Source organism: Nocardia sp. NPDC019395, from assembly GCF_040632335.1.
Lineage (GTDB): Bacteria > Actinomycetota > Actinomycetes > Mycobacteriales > Mycobacteriaceae > Nocardia.
In genome coordinates this window covers 1,778,156-1,798,715 of record NZ_JBEYBT010000001.1, presented here as the reverse complement: position 1 = coordinate 1,798,715, position 20,560 = coordinate 1,778,156, and the positions used below count along the sequence as shown (strand labels likewise).

At 69.6% G+C, this 20,560-nt stretch carries 2 protein-coding genes (1 of these 2 only partly in view); both read left to right on the top strand.

Translation table 11 applies throughout. From position 1 onward, the window contains the following. On the top strand, positions 1-4,663 hold the 3' portion of the coding sequence (locus ABZ827_RS07350) for an SDR family NAD(P)-dependent oxidoreductase (protein WP_357233744.1). The gene continues 19,754 nt to the left of window position 1, outside the view; the window shows 4,663 of its 24,417 coding nt (coding positions 19,755-24,417); its start codon lies beyond the left edge, outside the window; the stop codon is at positions 4,661-4,663. Next, the gene (locus ABZ827_RS07345) at positions 4,660-20,556 is read left to right on the top strand and encodes an SDR family NAD(P)-dependent oxidoreductase (protein ID WP_357233742.1); all 15,897 of its coding nucleotides are present in this window, start codon (positions 4,660-4,662) and stop codon (positions 20,554-20,556) included. The genes ABZ827_RS07350 and ABZ827_RS07345 overlap by 4 nt, the downstream gene beginning before the upstream one ends. Positions 20,557-20,560: the final 4 nt, after the last annotated feature.

Here is a 20,560-nt window from a genome sequence, read left to right as displayed (position 1 = left end):
ACCCGTCACGAAGCCTGTGCGCCGTCATCGAACCGACGAGCCGATCGCGATCGTGGGGATGGCCTGCCGATTCCCCGGCGGTATCGGATCACCGGACGAGCTCTGGGATCTGGTTGCCGCCGGAACCGACGCGACCGGTGAGTTCCCCGCCGACCGGCACTGGGATCTGGAGCGACTCTTCGATGAGGATCCGGATAAGCCCGGTACCGTCTACACCCGCCGCGGCGGATTCCTCTATGACGCCGGCGATTTCGATCCGGGATTCTTCGGGATAAGCCCGCGCGAGGCGTCCGCGATGGATCCGCAGCAGCGATTGCTGCTGGAGGTGTCGTGGGAGGCGCTCGAGCGGGCCGGAATCGACCCGGTGTCGTTGCGCGGCAGTGATACCGGTGTGTTCGCCGGAGCCGGGGCCTCGGGCTACGTCGACCGCGTGGTCAGCGATCTGGAGGGCTACCGGCTCACCGGCACCACGAGCAGCGTGATCTCCGGGCGGGTGGCCTATGCCTTCGGTCTCGAGGGACCGGCGATGACCGTGGACACGGCGTGTTCGTCTTCGCTGGTCTCCCTGCACCTGGCGTGCCGCGCATTGCGGAACGGGGAGAGTTCGATGGTGCTGGCCAGCGGTGTGACCGTCGCGGCCAGTCCGTATCTCTACGTCGATTTCGCGCGGCAGCGCGGTCTGTCGGCCGACGGCCGGTGCAAAGCGTTCTCGGCCGAGGCCGACGGCGTCGCCTTCGCCGAGGGCGTCGGTGTGCTGGTGCTGGAACGGCTGTCCGACGCCCGTCGCCGGGGACACGATGTCCTCGCTGTTGTGCGCGGGACCGCGGTGAACCAGGACGGGGCGAGCAACGGTCTGACCGCGCCGAACGGTCCCTCCCAGGAGCGCGTGATCGCCCAGGCCCTCGCCGACGCCGGACTGACCGCTGCCGACGTGGATGCCGTGGAGGCCCACGGGACCGGCACCCCACTCGGGGACCCCATCGAAGCCAATGCGTTGATCGCAGCGTACGGGCAGCAACGCGGGGATCGGGAGCCGTTGCGAATCGGCTCGATCAAATCGAATATCGGCCACACCGTCGCGGCGGCCGGCGTGGGCGGTGTGATCAAGATGGTGCAGGCGCTGCGAAACGAAACCCTCCCCGCGACGCTGCACGCGGAAGCGCCGTCCCCGCATGTGGATTGGACCGCCGGTGATGTGCGCCTGCTGACTCGGCCGGAACCGTGGCGAGCCGGTGGGCCGGTGCGCCGCGCCGGGGTGTCGTCGTTCGGCGTCAGCGGTACCAACGCCCACGTGATCATCGAGGAAGCGCCCGCCCCGCGGCCGGTCGCCCCGGCGCCGGCCACCGAGCACCCGGCGATGGCGGTGCCGTGGCTCGTATCGGCCAAGAGCGAGACCGCCCTGCGGGCACAGGCGGCCAGACTCGGCGAATGGCTCGTCGATCATCCGGACGCCGATCCGGTGGATGTGGCGTATTCGCTCGCGACGACGCGGGCACAGCACGACCGGCGGGCCGCGATCGTCGGCGGTGACCGTGACGAGTTGCTGGCGCGGCTGTCGAAACTGGCTGCCGGTGCCGCCTCGACCGGAGTGGTTTCCGGCTCGGTGGGCGTCGGCAAGACCGCCTTCCTTTTCACCGGTCAGGGCGCGCAGCGAATCGGTATGGGTGCCCGGCTGTCGGAGGCCTTCCCGGTATTCGCCGCGGCGCTGGACGAGATATGCGCTCATTTCGATCCACTGCTGGGATGTTCGCTGAAGCAGGCGATGTTCACCGGACACCTGATCGACGAAGCGGGAGTCGCGGCGGCGGCCGGGATCCTGGACCGGACGCGATTGACCCAGCCCGCGCTGTTCGCGTACGAGGTCTCGCTGTTCCGGCTCCTGGAATCGTTCGGTGTCACCCCGGACGTCCTGATCGGTCACTCGATCGGTGAACTGGCCGCCGCGTATGTGGCCGGTGTGTGGTCGCTGCGGGACGCCTGCGAACTGGTCGCGGCCCGCGGTCGGCTGATGGACGCGCTGGCGCCGGGCGGTGCGATGCTCGCGATATCCGCGTCCGAGACCGAGGTCGGCGCGGTGCTCGCCGGATTCGGTGAGCGGGTTTCGTTGGCCGCGGTGAATTCGCCTGCGGCCGTTGTGGTCTCGGGTGATGAGGACGCCGTCGACGAGATCGGCCGGCTGTTCGGTGAACAAGGCCACCGGGCGACCCGGCTGCGGGTGTCACACGCGTTCCATTCCCATCGGATGGAGCCGATGCTGGCCGAGTTCGAGACCGCGGCGGCGGGCGTAACCTTCGACGCGCCCCGGATTCCGCTGGTGTCGAATGTCTCCGGCCGGATCGCCGGCGACGAGATCCTGGATCCGCGGTACTGGGTATCCCAGGTGCGTGCGGCGGTGCGTTTCGCACCCGGTATCGAGACGCTGGCCGATTCGGGCGTGCGGCGTTACCTCGAAATCGGGCCCGACGCGGTGCTGGCGGCAATGACACGGCATACGCTCGCCGCGGACATCGAGGCTCGATCGGTGGTCGCCGCGGCTGCCCGTCGCGATCACGACGAGGTCGAACAGTTCCTGACGATGCTGAGCCACGCGCACACCGCCGGGATGAGCGTCGACTGGGGCGCGCTGTTCGCCTCACGCCGAGTGGCACGGGTCGCCCTGCCCACCTATGCCTTCGATCATCAGCGTTACTGGCTCGAACCCGGCCTCGACGAGTCCCGCACGGCGTCCTCGGAGCACCCGCCGGCCGGTACCGGCGTGGTGCGGTCGCACGATGTTCGGCAGCCACAGGTCGGCGCGGCGCGGTACGGACTGCACTGGGCAGCGTCCGAGGAAGGCGAGGCGCTCGTCACCGCCGGTGACGTAGCGGTGCTCGGAGCGAGTCGAGTGGCCGGAGCGGACCGGCAGTACCCGGATGTGACGGCGCTGGCTTCGGACGCGTTCGGCCCGGAGATTGTTGTGTGGTCCGAATACACTGCGTGGCGGCACAAGTCGGATTCGGACGCGAGCGGGCGCGTGAAGACCGCACGGCAGCTGATCCGGGATTGGTCGGCCGACGAGCGGTGTGCTCGATCGCGACTGGTCGTGGTGACCGCATACGCGGCAGGCCTGCCGGACGAGCCGTCGGATCCCGCATCGGCGGCGGTATGGGGGCTGACAGGTAGCGCCCAGACCGAGCATCCGGGCCGTATCCTGCTGCTCGACGTGGATGATCACGGTGCCGGGAACCTGACGGCCGAGGCGGTCCGAGCAGCCCTGTCGACCGGCGAGCCACAGGTGGCATGGCGGGATGGCCGCTTCCTGGTGCCACGACTGCGACCTCGGCCTTCCCCGGAAGCCGGGAAAACATCGTTCGGGTCCGGAACCGTCCTGATCACCGGCGGAACCGGGGGATTGAGTGCGTTGATCGCCCAGCACCTGGTGACCTCCCACGATGTGCGGCGACTGTTGCTCGTGTCGCGCCGCGGCGAGAACGCCGGCGGTGCGGCGGAGCTCGCGGCGGAACTGTCCCGGCTCGGTGCCCGGGTACGGATCGCCGCGTGCGACGTCAGCGACCGGAACGCACTGGGAGAACTGCTGTCGAGCATTCCGGCGGAGCATCCACTCACTGGGATCGTGCACACCGCGGGTGTGCTCGACGACGCCACGTTCCACACCCTCACCGATGATCACATCGACCGGGTTTTCGCTCCCAAAGCCGATGCGGCCCGGTACCTGCACGAGCTCACCCGGGATATGGAGCTGTCGGCGTTCGTACTGTTCTCCTCGATCGCCGGAATGACCGGGTCCGCGGGACAAGCGAATTATGCCGCCGCGAACAGCTATCTGGACGCCCTCGCGCGGCAACGGGTGGCCGAGGGGCTACCGGCACTGTCACTTGCCTGGGGCCCGTGGCAGTCCGGGCGCGGTATGACCGGCACCTTGGATCACGCGGCGATGAGCCGGTTGGCGCGCATGGGCGTGGCCGCGCTGGACGGCGCGGACGGCCTGCGGTTGTTCGACGAATCGCTGACCACGGCGGAACCGGTCTCGGCACTGGTACATCTGGACCTCGGCACACTGCGCCTGCACGCGGCCACCGGTCCGGTACCGGCGGTGCTGCGCGGGTTCGCCGGCGCACCCGGCGGGCCGGGCGCCACCTCGATCGCCGAACCCTCGCTCGGGGAGCGGCTGCGCGAGGTGCCGGAGCCGAAGCGGCGGGGGGTCGTCCTGGACCTGGTGCGCGAATACGTCGCGGCGGTCCTGGGCTACGAGTCGGTCGACGATATAGCGGCCGATCGTGGTTTCGACGAACTCGGTTTCGACTCCCTCGGCGGGGTCGAGTTCCGCAACCGGCTCTCGACCGTGACGGGGCTGTCGCTGCCCTCGACCCTGGCGTTCGATTACCCGACCGCGGGTGCGCTGGCCGATTACCTGCTGGCCCGGATCGTGGTCGCTACGCCGGAGCCGGAGGCGAGCGGGGACGATATCGCCCGGCTCGAGGCATTGCTCGAGCGGATCATCGCGAACAACGACGCCGAGACCGTCGCGGGGCTAGAGGGCGTCAACGAGCGCCTGCGCACCTACCTCGCGGGCAAACGGCCGGACGATGGCTACGAAGATCTCGAATCACATTCCGACAGTGAGCTTTTTGATTTGATCGACGAGGAGTTCGGACCGGCATGAGCAGCGCAGACGCCAGCAACGAGGAACGGCTCAGCCGGTATCTCCGCAAAGTCGCCGGAGATCTGCGCGCCGCCAGGAAGCATATCGACCGGCTGGAAGAACGTGCTGCCGAACCGATCGCGATCGTCGGCATGAGCTGCCGATACCCCGGTGGGGCCGATACTCCGGCACGGCTGTGGGACCTGGTCGCCTCCGGCACCGACGCGATCGGCCCCTTTCCCACCGACCGTGGCTGGGACCTCGAGCGGCTGTTCGATACCGATCCGGATACGCCCGGGACGGTGTACACGCGCGAGGGTGGATTCCTGGACGCGGTGGGCGATTTCGACGCGGAATTCTTCGGGATCGGCCCGCGCGCGGCAGAGGCGATGGATCCACAGCAGCGCCTGTTCCTGGAAGCCTCCTGGGAGGCGTTGGAGGACGCGGGCATCGATCCGGTGTCCCTGCGGGACAGCGATACCGGCGTGTTCGCCGGGGTGATCCACCTGGATTACGGGCCCCGCGTCGGGTCACCCGGGCTGAGCGCCGAGTCCGAAGGTCATGCCTATCCGGGTGTTTCGGCCAGCGTCCTGTCGGGGCGGGTGTCGTTCACTTTCGGTTTCAAGGGTCCGGCACTGTCGGTGGACACCGCATGCTCGTCGTCGCTGGTCGCCCTGCATCTCGCGTGTCAGGCACTGCGCCAGGGCGATACCTCACTCGCTCTGGTCGGGGGCGTCACCGTGATGTCGGACCCCACTCAGCTCATCGGGTTCGCCCGGCAACGCGGGCTGTCCCCGGATGCCCGATGCCGGGCCTTCTCGGCCTCGGCGAACGGGACAGGGTTCTCCGACGGCCTCGGCATGCTCGTGGTCGAACGGCTGTCCGACGCGCGCCGGCACGGCCATCCGGTGCTCGCCGTCGTGCGCGGGAGCGCCGTCAACCAGGACGGGACCAGCAGCCGCCTGACCGCACCGAACGGCCCCTCTCAGGAACAGGTGATCGCGCAGGCGCTGGCCGGCGCGGGCCTGACGCCCGCCGATATCGACGCGGTCGAGGCGCACGGCACCGGCACCCCCCTCGGCGACCCGATCGAGGCGCAGGCGTTGATCGCGGCCTACGGTCGCGGCCGGGTGGGAGATCCGCTGCGGATCGGTTCGCTCAAATCGAATATCGGCCACACTTCCGCCGCGGCCGGGGTCGGCGGTGTGATCAAGATGGTGCAGGCGCTGCGGCACGAAACGCTGCCCGCGACATTGCATATCGATACACCGACTCCGCAGGTGGACTGGTCGGCGGACACCGTGCGGCTGCTCACGACGGCCGAACCGTGGGCGGCCGGCGAGCGGGTGCGGCGCGCCGGGGTGTCCTCCTTCGGCGCCAGCGGGACCAACGCGCACGTCATTCTGGAGGAGGCGCCCGCCCCGGCGGAGGCCATCGCCGATGCCACGGACGACCGCACCGCCGGTGCGCGGGCGGTCGCGCCCGGTATCACCCCCGTCCTGCTGTCGGCGAAGACCGAGGACGGGCTGCGCGCGCAGGCGGCCGCACTGCTGCGATGGGTGCGCGAACGGAGCGACCTGACGGTCGGCGATATCGGCTATTCCCTGGTGACCACCCGTGCCCGCCTGGAGTGGCGTGCCGCGGTGGTGGCCCGCGACCGGGAAACGATGCTGGCGGGCCTGGTGGCGCTCGCGGAGCGGGGAACGGCGAGCGATGTCAGCACGGGCCGGGCGGTGACGCGTAAGGCGGCCTTCCTGTGTACCGGCCAGGGCGCCCAACGGCCCGGGATGGGGCGTGAACTGTACGAGGCGTTCCCGGTATTCGCCACGGCCTTGGACGAGATCTGCGCGCAGTTCGACCCACTGCTGGGCGCTTCGCTCCGCCGGGTGATGTTCACCGGCGGGCCGGCCGAGGGCGGTCCCGAGGATGCCGGCGCTCTGCACCGGACGGAGTTCACCCAGCCCGCGCTGTTCGCGTACGAAGTCGCGCTGTACCGGCTCCTGGAATCCTTCGGTGTCACGCCGGACATCCTGATCGGGCATTCGATCGGTGAGCTCGCCGCCGCGTACCTCGCCGGTCTGTGGTCGCTGCCGGACGCGTGCCGGCTGGTCGCGGCGCGCGGCCGTCTCATGGGGCGGCTGCCCGCCGGGGGTGCGATGCTGGCGATCGCGGCGAGCGAGAACGATATCTCCCAGGCGCTCGCCGGGCATCCGGACCAGCTGTCCATCGCCGCCGTGAACGCACCTGCGGCCGTGGTTGTTTCCGGTAGCGAGGACGCGATCGCGGCGCTCGACGAGAAGTGCGTGGAGCGCGGATGGAAGACCTCGCGGTTGCGGGTCTCGCATGCGTTCCATTCGCATCGGATGGATCCGATGCTGGCGGATTTCGCCGAGGTCGCGCGGGCGGTGACCTACCATCGCCCGCAGATCCCGCTGGTATCGAACCTCTCCGGACGGATCGCCGGCGACGAAGTGCGGCAACCCGACTACTGGGTCCGGCAGGTACGCGAGACCGTTCGGTTCGCTCGCGGCGTGGAGACCCTGGTGGCGGCGGGTGTACGCAGATTCCTCGAAATCGGCCCCGATGCGGCGCTGACCGCGATGACCCGGCAGTGCCTGCCCGGCGATATCGAAGCGCGGTCGTCGGTGGTGGCGGGAGCGCGCCGCGGGCGGGCCGAGGCCGAGCAGTTCGTGAACTGCCTGGCGCACGCGCATGCGGCCGGTATGGATGTCGATTGGACGGTGCTGTTCGCGGGCCGCACGGTATCGCGCGTCCCATTGCCCACCTACGCCTTCCAGCGACGCCGCTACTGGCTCGAGCCCGCCGCGGGGAGGGCCGGTGTCGAATCCGCGGGTCTGGGTGTGCTGGAGCATCCGCTGCTGGGCGCGGTGGTATCGGCACCGGCGTCCGGGGAGGTTCTGCTGACCGGCCGGCTGTCGATCGCGGCGCAGCCCTGGCTCGCCGACCACGTGATCGCCGGTTCGACGCTGTTGCCGGGCACCGGGTTCGCGGAACTGGCCCTGCGGGCCGGAGCCGAAGCCGGGTGCCCGGTGATCGACGAGCTGACGCTGCAGGCGCCACTGGTGCTGCCGCCGGACGGTGGTGTGCAGGTCCAGGTCGTTGTCGGCGGGACCGGGCACGAGTCCGGGCAGCGGCCGGTTTCCATCTACTCCCGCGGTGAACACGATCGCGATGACGAGTGGGTTCTGCACGCCCGCGGTCTGCTGACCGTCGCGGGCCCGGACCCGCTCCCAGCCGGACCGTGGCCGCCGGCCCCGGCGACCGCTATCGATATCGCCGCCGCGTACACGAGCTTGTTCGCCCGTGGTTACGAGTACGGTCCTGCCTTCCGCGGCGTGCGGGCGCTGTGGCGGTGCGGCCACGAGGTGTTCGCCGAGATCGCCGCGGACGCGGACACCGGGACACGTGCCGAAGGCTTCGGGATTCATCCGGCACTGCTGGACGCCGCCCTGCACGCGGGGCAACTGGCCGGGGCGTTCGAAGCCGATGCCGGACAACCGGAAACGCCGTTCACGGTCGAGGCCGGGAAGGTGGCGCTGCCGTTCTCGTGGCAGTCGGTATCGCTGTACGGGGCGGAAAGTTCCGTCCTGCGGGTGCGGCTGACCCCGGCCGGATCGTCGGTGTCGGTATCGGTGGCCGACGAATACGGGCAACCGGTTCTGTCGGGATCGGTGACGCCCCGGCCGGTACCGCTCGGGCAACTCGTCGCGGCCGTACCGGGCGGTGCGGCCGATCCGGTCCTGGAACTGGTCTGGTCGCCGGCCGCAGCCGAATCCGGCACGGTGGCCGCGGATGTGGGCCGATGGGACCAGCTCGATCCGGGGGCGCAGGTACCACCGGTGGTGGTGATCGAGGCCGGGTCCGGATGGAACGACAGCGCCGGCACCGGTGTGGTGAGCACCACCCATACCGAGGTCACGCGAATCCTCGAGGTACTGCAGGCCTGGCGGTCCCAGGATCGGTTCTCCTCCAGCACCCTGCTGATCGCCACCCACGGCGCGGTCGCGCTGTCCGGCACCGATACGGCCGACCTCACCGACCTCGCCGGCGCGGCGGTGTGGGGTTTGGCGCGGAGCGCGCAGGCGGAGGATCCGGACCGGATCGTGCTGGTCGACACGGACACCGGCATCGACGACCGGTTCACGGCCACCGTACTGGCCGTGGGCGAACCCCAAGTGGTCGTGCGCGACGGCGTTGCCCACACCGCTCGGCTCACCCGGCCCGCAGTGGTGGCCCCGGCGGCGGCGGAAGCAGACCGCCCCGGATTCGGTGCGGGGACGGTGCTGATCACCGGCGGCACCGGAGGTCTGGGCGCGGTCGTGGCGCGGCACGTGGTGGCCGAGCACGGGGTGCGGTCGTTGCTGCTGGTCAGCCGCAGCGGCCCGCGGGCGGAGGGCGCCGCCGCGCTGTGCGCCGAGCTGGAACAGCTGGGCGCACAGGTTCGCGTGGTCGCCTGCGATGTCACCGACGCCGCCGCGGTGGCCGGTGTGGTGGCCGGGGTACCGGCACAGTGGCCGTTGACCGGTGTGATCCATGCCGCGGGTGTGCTCGACGACGGCACCGTCGCGTCGTTGACCCCGCGACGGGTGGACGCCGTACTGGCGCCGAAAGCCGACGCCGCGTGGTATCTGCACGAGGCCACCGCGGAGCTGGATCTCGCGGCGTTCGTGGTGTTCTCGTCGGTTTCGGGCACCGTCGGCGGGCCCGGACAGGCCAACTACGCGGCCGCGAACACCTTCCTCGACGCGCTGGTGGCCCACCGCCGAGCGCGGGGGCTGGCCGGGCAATCGCTGGCATGGGGTCCGTGGGCACGTTCGAGCGGTATGGCCGGACAGCTCGGTGCCACCGATGTGGCCCGGATGGGTCGCGGCGGATTCGTCCCGATGGCGGACGAGCCGGCCCTGGCCGGGTGGCGTGCGGCGTTCGACCGAGATATGCCGCACGCGGTGATCACCGCCGTGGACATCGCCGCGATGCGCGCCCAGGCCGAGACGGGGCTCCTTCCGCCTGTCCTTCGTGGCCTGGTGCCGGCGGCGGCCCGGCGCCCGGTGGCGACGCCGGCGACGATGCCGGTGCTGCGGCAACGGCTGGCAGATCTCGACACCGACCGGCAGCGGCAGGCGGTCCTCGATATCGTGCGGACCCACGTCGCGGCCGTACTCGGTGACAAGCCCGCGTCCACGATCGAAACGGACCGGGCGTTCCAGGATCTGGGCTTCGATTCGCTGAGCGCGGTCGAGCTGCGCAACCGGCTCAAGTCCGCTACCGGACTGTCCTTGCCGGCCGCGGTGGTCTTCGACTACCCCACGCCACAGGCTCTCGCCACCTATATGACCGGCGAGCTCACCGGCGCGCGGCCCGAGGTCGCGGTCACCACCACCACTGCCACCGACAGCGATCCGATCGTGATAGTCGGTATGGCGTGCCGATATCCGGGTGGGGTCGGTTCGCCCGAGGAGCTGTGGCAGCTGGTTTCGGACGGGGTCGACGCGACCTCGGAGTTCCCGGTGAATCGTGGCTGGGATACCGAACGTCTCTACGATCCCACCGGCGAGACACCGAACAGCACCTATACGCGTGAAGGCGGCTTCCTGCACTCCGCCGGCGAATTCGACCCGGCGTTCTTCGGCATCAGCCCTAATGAGGCCGCGCTGATGGATCCGCAGCAGTTCCTGCTGCTGGAGACTTCGTGGGAGGCGCTGGAGCGGACCGGTGTGGATCCGGCAGTGCTGCGCGGCAGCGCGACCGGTGTGTTCACCGGCATGATGTACCACGACTATCCCGTCAATGCGAATTCGGGATCCATTGCCTCCGGACGGGTTTCGTACATACTCGGCTTCGAGGGGCCGGCCGTGTCGGTGGATACGGCGTGTTCGTCGTCGCTGGTGGCGATGCATCTGGCCGGGCAGTCGCTGCGGTCGGGGGAGTGTGATCTGGCATTGGCCGGTGGTGTGGCGGTGATGGCGACGCCGGAGGCGTTCGTGGAGTTCAGCCGGCAGCGGGGGTTGTCGCCGGACGGCCGGTGCAGGTCGTTCGCCGATTCGGCCGATGGGGTCGGCTGGTCCGAGGGTGTGGGTGTGCTGGTGCTGGAGCGGTTGTCCGATGCCCGGCGTCATGGTCATGAGGTTTTGGCGGTGGTCGCTGGTTCGGCGGTGAATCAGGATGGTGCGTCGAATGGTTTGACGGCGCCGAACGGTCCGTCGCAGCGGCGGGTGATCCGCCGAGCCCTCGCGAACGCCGGTGTGTCCCCGCTCGATGTGGATGTGGTGGAAGGCCATGGCACCGGTACGACGTTGGGTGATCCGATCGAGGCCCAGGCCTTGTTGGCGACCTACGGGCAGGACCGTGATCCTGATCGGCCTTTGTGGCTGGGGTCGTTGAAGTCGAATATCGGTCATGCGCAGGCTGCGGCCGGTGTGGGTGGTGTGATCAAGATGGTGATGGCGATGCGGCACGGTGTGTTGCCTCGTACGTTGCATGTGGATCAGCCGTCCACGAAGGTGGATTGGTCCGAGGGCCATATTCGGCTGCTGACCGAGCCGGTGGATTGGCCGGTGTCGGATCGTCCGCGGCGTGCGGGTGTGTCGTCGTTCGGTATCAGCGGTACCAATGCGCACGTCGTCATCGAACAGGCCCCCGCGACCGCTCCGGTGACACCACCGGCTCCGGACGCGGTATCGGTGGAGGTCGCCGAGAACACCCCGGCCTTGTTGCCGTGGGTGGTTTCGGCCCGGAGCGGTGCGGCTCTCGCCGACCAGGCGGCTCGACTGATATCGCATGTGCGCGAACACGAGCCGGTCGACACCGGCTTCTCGCTGGCGTCCACGCGCAGTGTGCACGAGCATCGCGCGGTTGTCGTGGCCGCGGGCCGCGACGGCCTGCTGTCCGGGGTGCGGGCACTGGCCTCGGGCGTGCGGGCGCCGGGCCTGGTGTCCGGGCGGGTGGTGCCGGGGTCGACAGGTGTCGTGTTCTCGGGTCAGGGCGCGCAGTGGGCGGGTATGGCGGCTGAGCTGCACGCCGCGTATCCGGTGTTCGCCGACGTGTTCGACGGCATTATTGCCGAGTTGGAGCCGTTGCTGGGGCAAAAGGTGTCCGCGAGCGTCGCGTTGTCCGACAGCGAGCTCGTCGACCGGACGGTGTTCGCGCAGGCGGGGTTGTTCGCGTTCGAGGTGGCGTTGTTCCGGCTGCTCGAATCGTGGGGTTTCCGGACGGATGTCCTCGCCGGTCATTCGATCGGTGAGGTCGCGGCCGCGAATGTGGCCGGTGTGTTGTCGCTGGCGGATGCGTGTGTGCTGGTGGCCGCGCGTGGCCGGTTGATGCAGGCGTTGCCCGCGGGTGGGGCGATGATCGCCGTCGGCGCCTCCGAGGCCGATGTGCGTGCCGTGCTGGTGGATGGTGATGTGTCGATCGCGGCGGCGAACAGTCCGTCGTCGGTGGTGGTTTCCGGTGCCGAGGACGTGGTCGCCGCTGTGGCCGATCGCTGTGCCGAGCGAGGGTGGCGGACGCATCGTCTCCGTGTTTCGCATGCGTTCCATTCGGTACTGATGGAACCGATGCTCGCCGAATTCGCCTCGGCGATCGATGGATTGACATTCGCCCGTCCGAATATTCCGCTGGTGTCGACGGTGACCGGCGCGGCGGTCACCGACGAGATGATCGATCCCTCGTACTGGGTCGATCAGGTTCGCGCGACCGTGCGCTTCGCCGATGCGGTAGCCGCCATGTCGAATTCGGGGGTGGCCCGATTCGCCGAGATCGGTCCCGACGCGGTGCTGACCCCGATGATCGCCCGGACGCTCCCCGGCGCGACCGCGGTCGCGGTGGTCCGGCGCGACCACGCCGATGCCCCCGCCGTGGTGAACGCGGTCGCCGGTTTGTTCGTCTCCGGCGCCGAGGTGGACTGGGCCACCTTCTACGCGGGGTCGCGAGCACAGCGAATCGACCTGCCCACCTATGCCTTCCAGCACGAGCGTTTCTGGATCGATGCCGGGCAGATGCGGGCGCGGTCGTGGCTCGGCGGCGGATCGGCCGGCGTCACCGACGTCGGTCTCGATACGGTGGATCATCCGCTGCTGGGTGCTCTGGTACCGCATCCGGATTCGGGTGGGGTGAGCCTCACGGGCCGCTGGTCGGTGGACTCCGTCGAATGGCTGGCCGACCACAGTGTCCTCGGTACGGTGCTGCTGCCGGGCACCGGATTCGTCGAACTGGCCTGTTACGTGGGCGGTCTGCTGGGCTGCGCGACGGTGGACGAGCTCGTCCTGCGGTCCCCCTTGACGCTGCCCGCCGAGGGCAGTGTCGCGGTCCAGGTCGTGGTGACCGCCGCCGACGAGACCGGTCGCCGGCGACTGAGCGTGCATTCCCGCCGGACGAGCGAGCAGCCATGGGTGACCCATGCCGAAGGCGTCCTCGCACCGGGCGATGTCGCGGCCGATTTCGACCTCACCTCCTGGCCGCCCCACGACGCGCGGCCGCTCGATATCGACAAGGCATACGACGAACTGCTCGGCATCGGGTTCGGATACGGTCCGTACTTTCAAGGGTTGCGTGCGGTGTGGCAGCGCGGTGCGGAGTTGTTCGCCGAGGTCGCACTGCCGGAGGCGGAGGATGCCGACGGTTTCGGGATTCATCCCGCACTGTTCGACGCGGCGTTGCACGCCGGGATCATCGACGGGCTTCGCGGCGGTTCCGAAGGCTCGCCGGCGCTGCCGTTCACCTGGACTCGAGTGGTGCTGCACAAGACAGGTGCCGCCGCGGTACGGGTCCGCATCGAGCGTCATGGTGACAAGCTCGGTATCCGGATTGCCGACCGAGAGGGCCGCCCGGTGTTGTCGGTGGGCGGGTTGGTCTCGCGGCCGGTGTCGGCCGAGGGGCTGAACGCGGACCGGGTTGCGGACGCGCTGTTCGGGGTGAACTGGGTGGCTGCCACGCCGGAGGAAGTGAACGCCGGGCCGGGCAGCGTGGCGGTACTCGGCGCCGGGCGCAGTCGTGATGACCGAGATATCGACGGTGTGCGCGGCTACGACGACCTCGCGGCACTGAGGGCCGTTCTCGATGCGCGCGCGGATTCGGATGTTCCCGATGTCGTGCTGTTCGAATGCCCGCATTACGACGGTGCGCCGCCGGAGGCCGCCCGGCAGACGGCCGCCGATGTTCTCGACACCGTGCGCCAGTGGCTGGCCGACGGGCGCTTCACCGGATCCCGATTGGTTGTGCTGACCGAATATGCGGTGGCAGTCGATGATTCGGATACGGTGAATCTCGCTCAGGCCCCGGTGTGGGGTCTGGTGCGTGCCGCGGAGGCCGAACACCCGGGCCGGTTCCAGCTTCTCGACCGGGACAACTCCGGCGACCGGAACGCGCTCCGAATCGCGACCACAGCCGAGGGTATAGCGGCGGAGCCGGAGGCCGCGCTGCGCGGCACCGGCACTGTCGTACCGCGATTGACTCGGCACACACCCGGAACGGTCGTGCCGCTGCCGGAGCCGGGAACGGTACTGGTAACCGGTGGCACCGGTGGCCTCGGTGCGGTGATCGCCCGGCATCTGGTGACCGAATACGGTGTGCGCCATCTGGTTCTGACGTCCCGGCGCGGACCGGACGCCCCCGGGGCCACCGAACTGCGCACGGAGCTGACGGAGCTCGGAGCGCAGGTCACCCTCGCCGCGTGTGATGTGTCGGACCGGAACGCGGCCGCGGCCTTGCTGGCTGCCGTCCCGGCCGAGCATCCACTGGTGGGTGTGGTGCATGCGGCCGGAATCTCGGACAACGGGGTGATCGAGTCGCTCACCGCGGACCGGATCGACCGGGTCTTCGAACCCAAGGTCGATGCGGCGTGGCATCTGCACGAACTCACGCGGGACCAGCCGCTGTCGTTGTTCGTGCTGGTGTCTTCGGCGGGCGGGCTGGTCCTGGCCGCCGGTCAGGCGAATTACGCCGCGGCGAATGTGTTCCTGGATTCGCTCGCCGCATATCGCCACCGCCAGGGTCTGCCGGCGACCGCGGTCGACTACGGTCTGTGGGCACGGTCGACCGGGCTGGGTACCGACCTGTCCGACGCGGATTTCGATCGCATGTGCCGGCAGGGTTTCCCGCCCCTGTCGGAGACCGAAGGCCTGGCACTGTTCGACGCGGCGACAGCCACCGACACCGCACAATTGGTGGCGTTGCGCGTCGATCCGGCCGCACTGCGGACTCGGGGCGAGCGTATTCCCGCCTTGCTCCGGGCGATCGTGCCCGGCCCGGCCCGCCGGACCGGGACCGCCGCCGGCCGGGCATTCGCGCAGAGCCTCACCGGCCTGCCGGAGGCCGATCGCCACAGCGCCCTGCTCGAACTGGTCCGCTCGCTCGCCGCCGAGATCCTCGGCCATACCTCGACCGCCGCGGTGGAACCTCGGCAAGCTTTCCAGCAACTCGGTTTCGATTCGCTGAGCGCGGTCGAATTCCGCAACCGGCTCAATACCGTGACCGGCTTGGCCCTACCGGCCACCCTCGTCTTCGACTACCCCGATGCGCAGACCGTCGCCGAATTCCTCGGCGCGCAACTCACCGGCACCGGCGAGATCGGCGAGCGCGCGATCAGCCGGGTCCGCGCCGGCGACGATCGGATCGCGGTCGTCGCGATGAGCTGCCGCTACCCGGGCGGCGTCACCTCGCCCGAAGACCTGTGGAATCTGGTCGTCTCCGGTACCGATACCACCGGCGATATGCCGACGGATCGAGGCTGGGATATCGACGGTATCTACGACCCGGAGCCCGGTAAGTCAGGTAAGACCTACACCCGCCACGGTGGATTCCTGTATTCGGCAGCCGGCTTCGACGCCGATTTCTTCGGCATCAGCCCGAACGAGGCCACGATGATGGATCCGCAGCAGCGGTTGCTGCTGGAGGTGTCGTGGGAGGCGCTGGAACGCGCCGGGCTCGATCCCGCCGAATTGCGTGGTAGCCCGACCGGTGTGTTCACCGGCCTGATGTACCACGATTACGCGCGGGGAACGGGTACCGGCAGCAGTTCCGCGGGCAGCCTGGTCTCGGGGCGCGTGTCATACGTGTTCGGTATGGAGGGCCCGTCGGTCACCGTGGATACGGCGTGCTCGTCGTCGCTGGTCGCGATGCATCTCGCCGCGCAGTCGCTGCGGTCGGGGGAGTGTGATCTGGCGCTGGCCGGTGGCGTGGCCGTCATGGCGACGCCGGATATGTTCCTCGAGTTCGGCCGGCAGCGAGGTCTGTCGCCCGACGGCCGGTGTAAGTCGTTCTCGGACAGCGCCGATGGTGTGGGCTGGTCCGAGGGGGTCGGTGTGCTGGTGCTGGAGCGGCTGTCCGATGCGCGGCGCAACGGCCATGACGTACTCGCGGTGCTTGCGGGTTCGGCGGTGAATCAGGATGGTGCGTCCAATGGTTTGACCGCGCCGAACGGCCCGTCGCAGCGCCGGGTGATCCGCCAGGCTCTGGCGAACGCGGGAGTGGAGCCCGGCGAGGTCGATGTCGTCGAAGCACACGGAACGGGTACCACTCTCGGCGATCCGATCGAAGCCCAGGCTCTGCTGGCGACCTACGGCCAGGACCACACCGGGGATCGTCCGCTGTGGCTGGGATCGTTGAAGTCCAATATCGGTCATGCTCAGGCGGCCGCGGGTGTCGGTGGTGTGATCAAGATGGTGATGGCCATGCGGCACGGGGTTCTGCCGCCGACGCTCCATGCGGATGAGCCCAGCACAAAAGTGGATTGGTCCGAGGGACAGGTGCGGCTACTGACCCGGACTGTCGAGTGGCCCGAGGTGGGTCGCCCGCGTCGGGCGGGTGTGTCGTCGTTCGGCATCAGCGGAACCAACGCGCACATCATTGTCGAACAGGCCCCGGAGACGGCGCCGGCGACGCCACCGCATCCGGCCGTCGACGCGGCGCCGGTGGTCCGGCCGTGGGTGCTGTCGGCACGCAGCGGCGAGGCGCTTACCGCTGCGGCCGCTCGCCTGGCGGCGCATGTGGATGACCACAGCGCGATCGATATCGGCTTCTCCCTGCTGTCGCGCAGCGTCTTCGAGCATCGAGCGGTGATCATGGCGGACAACCGTGACGGTCTGCTCGCGGGTGTGCGGGCCGTGGCTGCCGGCGAGCGGGCGCCGGGTGTGGTGTCCGGTCGTGCGGTATCGGGTTCGACGGGCATGGTCTTCTCGGGTCAGGGCGCGCAGTGGGCCGGGATGGCCGCGGAATTGCGCACCGGGTACCCGGTATTCGCCGAACACTTCGACGCGATGATTGCCGAGCTGGAACCCGCCCTGGAGCAGCAGGGGTCACTCGAAGCGGCGCTGACGAGCGATGATCTGGTGGATCGGACGGTGTTCGCGCAGGCGGGGTTGTTCGCGTTCGAGGTGGCGTTGTTCCGGCTGCTCGAGTCGTGGGGGGTGCGGCCTGATGTGGTGGCGGGTCATTCGATCGGTGAGGTCGCGGCTGCGCATGTGGCGGGTGTGTTGTCGTTGGTGGATGCGTGTGTGCTGGTGGCGGCGCGTGGGCGGTTGATGCAGGCGTTGCCCGCGGGTGGGGCGATGGTCGCGGTCGGTGCTGCCGAGGCCGAGGTGCTGGAGTTGCTGGGGGATGGTGTGTCGATCGCGGCCGTGAACGGTCCGGCGTCGGTGGTGCTGTCCGGCACCGAGAAGGATGTCGTCGCTGCGGCCGATCGGTGTTCCGAGAACGGCCGGCGGACACATCGTCTCCGTGTTTCGCATGCGTTCCATTCGGCGTTGATGGAGCCGATGCTGGCCGAATTCGCCGCGGTGGTCGAGGGGTTGACGTTCGCCCGGCCGAGTCTTCCGCTGGTGTCGACGGTGACCGGTGCGCGGGTCGGCGACGAGATGTCGGTTCCGTCGTATTGGGTGAATCAGGTTCGGGACACGGTGCGTTTCGCCGATGCGGTGACCACGATGGCGGCACTGGGAGTGTCGAGGTTCGCCGAGGTCGGGCCCGATGCCGTGCTGACCCCGATGATCCATCAGATCATCGGTGACGAGCGGGCGGACGCGCCTGCGGCAGTGGTTGCCCTGGCACGTCGAGATCACGCCGATCCCGCGACAGTACTGGCCGGTGCGGCCGGGTTGTTCGTATCCGGCGCGGGCCTCGACCTGTCCACGCTGTACCGCGGTACGGGTGCACAGCGAATCGACCTGCCCACCTACGCGTTCCAGCATCGGCACTATTGGATGCCCGAAGGATCCGCCGGCAGTGGTGACGCCCGCTCGATGGGCCTGGACGCTACCGGACACCCGCTGCTCTCGGCGGTGGTGTCACACCCGGACACCGGGGCCGCGATCCTGACCGGTCGCCTGTCGGTGCGGTCACACCCCTGGCTGGCCGACCACCGGGTGCTGGACACCGTGCTGTTCCCCGGCACCGGTGTGGTCGAACTCGCTCTGCACGCCGGGCGGCAAGTGGGCTGCCCGACCATGGACGACCTGGTCCTGCGGGCGCCACTGATACTGCCGGAGGCCGGCGGGGTCGCGGTGCGCGTGGTGGTCGACGGCGAGGACGAGACCGGTCGCCGCGCGGTGCGGATCTTCTCCTGTCCCGACGATGCAGCCGATTCGGCGTGGGTTCTCAACGCCGAGGGTGTGCTCGCGCCGGACGCGGTGCCCGCCGCCGCCGACTTGGTCGCGTGGCCGCCGGCCGGTGCGGGGCCACTGGAAATCGACGGTGTATACGACGAGTTGCTCGATGCCGGGTACGGGTACGGTCCGTGCTTCCAGGGTTTGCAGGCGGCCTGGCAGCGTGGCGAGGAGATCTTCGCCGAGATCGCGTTGCCGGATCCGCGGGAGGCCGAGGGCTTCGGAATGCACCCGGCGCTGCTCGATGCGGCGGTACATGCGCTGCGCCCGGCGGGGTACCTGGCCGCGGACGGGACCGGAATCGCGTTGCCGTTCGAATGGTCCGGGGTCACGATCCACGCGGCCGGGGCCGGTGCCTTGCGGGTCCGGCTGGCCCGCGTCGGCGCGAATACGGTGGCGCTGGACCTGGCGGATCCGGCCGGTGCCCCGGTGGCGACCGTACGGCAGCTGACCTCCCGGACGATCGATCCCGCGCAGCTGACGGCGGGCGTATCCGCGGTGGACAACGCGATGTTCCAGGTCGAGTGGAGGCCGCTCGCGGTGCCGGACCATGAGAGCGCGGCGGCGTCGCGGGTGGATCCCGGTGCCGAGGTTCCGGCGCCGGTAGTGGTGGACTGCGCGACGGGTAATGATCCCGCCACGATTCGTGCGGCGACTCACGACATGCTGGAGGTGCTCCGGTCCTGGGCCGCTGATCAGCGGTCCGGTGAATCGGTGCTGGTGATCCGGACCCGTGGTGCGGTATCGGTCGCGGGGGAGGATATTACGAATCTGGCCGGTGCCGCGGTCGGTGGACTCGTTCGTTCCGCGCAGGCGGAGAGTGCCGATCGCATCGTGCTGATCGACACCGATTCCCCGGAAACCGGTACCGACTTCGACGGGTCGCTCGGCGGCATCCTCGCTTCGGGGGAACCGCAGGCCGCCGTGCGTGGCGGGCAGGCGCACAGCGCGCGACTGGTCCGGGTGAGCCCCCTCGCGGCGAATACTTCGCTGCCGGGTGCCGCCTTCGGTCCGGACGATACGGTCCTGATCACCGGTGCGAGCGGTTACCTCGGCGGGCTTCTCGCCCGGCACCTCGTCACCACACGCGGCGCCCGGCACCTGCTGTTGCTGAGCCGGCGCGGCGCGGCCGCGCCCGGTGCCGCCGAATTGCGGGCCGAGCTGCAGCGTCTCGGCGCCGGCGTGGACCATATCGCCTGCGACGTCTCCGACCGCGCCGCACTGGCCGAGGTACTGGCCGCTGTTCCCGCGGAACACCCCGTCACCGGCGTTTTCCATACGGCCGGTGCGCTCGACGACGGCGCCATCGCCTCGCTGACCGCAGACCGGATGGACGCGGTATTGCGGCCGAAGGCCGATGCGGCTCTGCACCTGCACGAGCTGACGGCCGATCTGCCCCTGCGGGCGTTCGTTCTGTTCAGCTCCGCGGCCGGTGCGTTCGGCAACCCCGGCCAGGGGAACTACGCCGCGGCCAACGCCTGCTTGGACGCGCTGGCGTCACACCGGCGGACAACCGGGCGCTGCGCGCAGTCCCTCGCCTGGGGGCTGTGGAGCACGGAGGGCGGTATGGGTGCCGAACTCAGCGAGGTCGACCGGCGCCGCATGACTCGTTCGGGCATGTTGCCGTTGTCGCGGGAGCAGGGCCTGGCATTGTTCGATGCCGCCGCCGGGATCGATGTAGCCGCTCCGGTTCTCGCCCGCCTGGATCGGGAATCTCTGCGCACCACAGGGTTCGCCGCCGCGCTCCTGTCCGGCCTGGCGCCGGCCCGCCGCGGTACGGCGCCGAGTTCGGCCACGGCGTTGCGTGCCCGGCTGGCGGAAACACCCGACGACGAACGCCTGACGGTTCTCGTCGATATCGTCCGCGGTCAGGTCGCGGCGGTGCTGGGGCATCAGAACGCGGTCGCGGCCGACCGGGCATTCAGCGAGCTGGGCTTCGACTCGATCACCGCCATCGAGTTCCGCAACAACCTGAAGACCATCACGGGCCTGCGGTTGCCGGTGACGCTGGTGTTCGACTATCCGAGCCCGCACGCCCTGGCCGGATACCTGGCCGAGGAATTGACCGGCCACGAGCCCGGCCGTTCGGCAGATCCGTCCGACGACGAGATCCGCCGGGCCCTGCACGCGATCCCCGTCACCCGGCTGCGGGAGGCCGGCCTGCTGGAGGCGCTCATGGCGCTGGCCAACGGGCGCGACGACCGCGGCGAGGGTGATCAGGGCATTACCGACGAATCGATCGACGGTCTGGATATCGACGACTTGATCGACTTGGCCTACAACAATTCAGAGGACTGACGGC

Coding starts and splice junctions, on each gene's coding strand:
- ABZ827_RS07345 (WP_357233742.1), top strand. CDS start 4,660: ATGAGCAGCGCAGACGCCAGCAACGAGGAACGGCTCAGCCGGTATCTC.